General features: G+C 45.3%; 2 protein-coding genes. Both read right to left on the bottom strand.

What is annotated here, in order from left to right; translation table 11 throughout:
• Window positions 1–20: 20 nt before the first annotated feature.
• The gene (acpS, locus tag A3766_RS02245; RefSeq protein WP_068507884.1) at window positions 21–398 is read right to left on the bottom strand and encodes a holo-ACP synthase; all 378 of its coding nucleotides are present in this window, start codon (window positions 396–398) and stop codon (window positions 21–23) included.
• 9 nt (window positions 399–407) lie between these two features.
• Entirely contained in the window at window positions 408–1148 is a 741-nt protein-coding gene (gene pdxJ, locus A3766_RS02250; protein WP_068507886.1) for a pyridoxine 5'-phosphate synthase, read from the bottom strand.
• Window positions 1149–1293 lie beyond the last annotated feature (145 nt).

Genomic DNA, 1293 nt, shown 5'->3' on the forward strand with positions numbered 1-1293 from the left:
TTCAGTTAGCACTATAAGACTCAGGAGAGCACTGCAAACGCAGAGACTAAGCCGGATTCATCAGATAAACTAATGTGTATAGTCTCTGCACCCATTTCTTCCATTTTTAATTTTGCTTTTTGGTGCAAGACAGCAACAGGTTGCCCGCTCACCGAATGCGCGAGCTCTATATCATGCCAGGTAATACCCTGAGAGACCCCAGTACCCAAAGCCTTTGATACAGCTTCTTTGACAGCAAAACGCTTAGCTAAGAAGTTGTCTGGACGATTCGATTCAAGAAAGGAGTCAAACTCGTTGGGGGATAATATCCGCTTTGCAAAGCGCTCTCCATAACGCTCGAGGGATCTGGCAATTCTCTGGATTTCAACCAGGTCATTGCCAATACCTTTAACAGTCATAATTCACTATTAGCTCGTAGATTGTATTAAGGCATTCATTTCACGAACCGCATCCTTTATGCCAACAAACAAAGCCCTAGCAATGATACTATGCCCTATATTGAGTTCGTTAATACCGGGTATGGCCGCTATCGCATGCGTATTATGATAGTGCAAACCGTGCCCTGCATTAACAATCAGGCCATGAGACAAGGCCAAGTTCAAACCACTACGAATCCTTCCTAACTCTGCTTGCAATTCAAGCGGATCCTTACACTCGGCATAATGCCCTGTGTGAATCTCAATGGCTTGAGCACCGCAACGAACAGCCGCTTCAATTTGCGCAGGCTCAGGATCGATAAACAGAGAAACTTCTGAACCAATCTCACTCAAGCGAGCGCAGGCATCCTTAATACGATCTTCCTGCGCAATGACATCCAAGCCACCCTCAGTAGTCAGTTCCTCTCTTTTCTCAGGCACCAAACAACAATGTTCAGGCTTAACCTTCTCGGCAAGCCCTAGCATATTTTCGGTTACTGCCATTTCAAGATTCATTCGAGTTTGCAAGGTTTCCTTCATCACCAGTACATCTCGCTCTTGAATATGGCGTCGATCTTCACGCGGATGAATTGTAATACCATCTGCTCCAGCCTCTTCAGCCAGTAAAGCAGCTTGAACAGGGTCAGGGTAACGTGTGCCACGAGCCTCTCTCAAGGTTGCCACGTGATCAACGTTCACGCCTAATAAAACTCTGCCATTAGGATTTTCCATCAAATTTACCCCTTAAACTTTATCGGACGAAATAACTCTCGACTTTTTATCACCTGACCACCCAAAGCATCATCAACCAGATAGCGCATCAACTGCTTGGCCTTTAAGTACTCTTCCTTTTGCCAGGTAGAGCCATTAACAATAT

The sequence above is a fragment of the Oleiphilus sp. HI0132 genome (assembly GCF_001635845.1).

Coding starts and splice junctions, on each gene's coding strand:
- acpS (WP_068507884.1), bottom strand. CDS start 398: ATGACTGTTAAAGGTATTGGCAATGACCTGGTTGAAATCCAGAGAATT.
- pdxJ (WP_068507886.1), bottom strand. CDS start 1,148: ATGGAAAATCCTAATGGCAGAGTTTTATTAGGCGTGAACGTTGATCAC.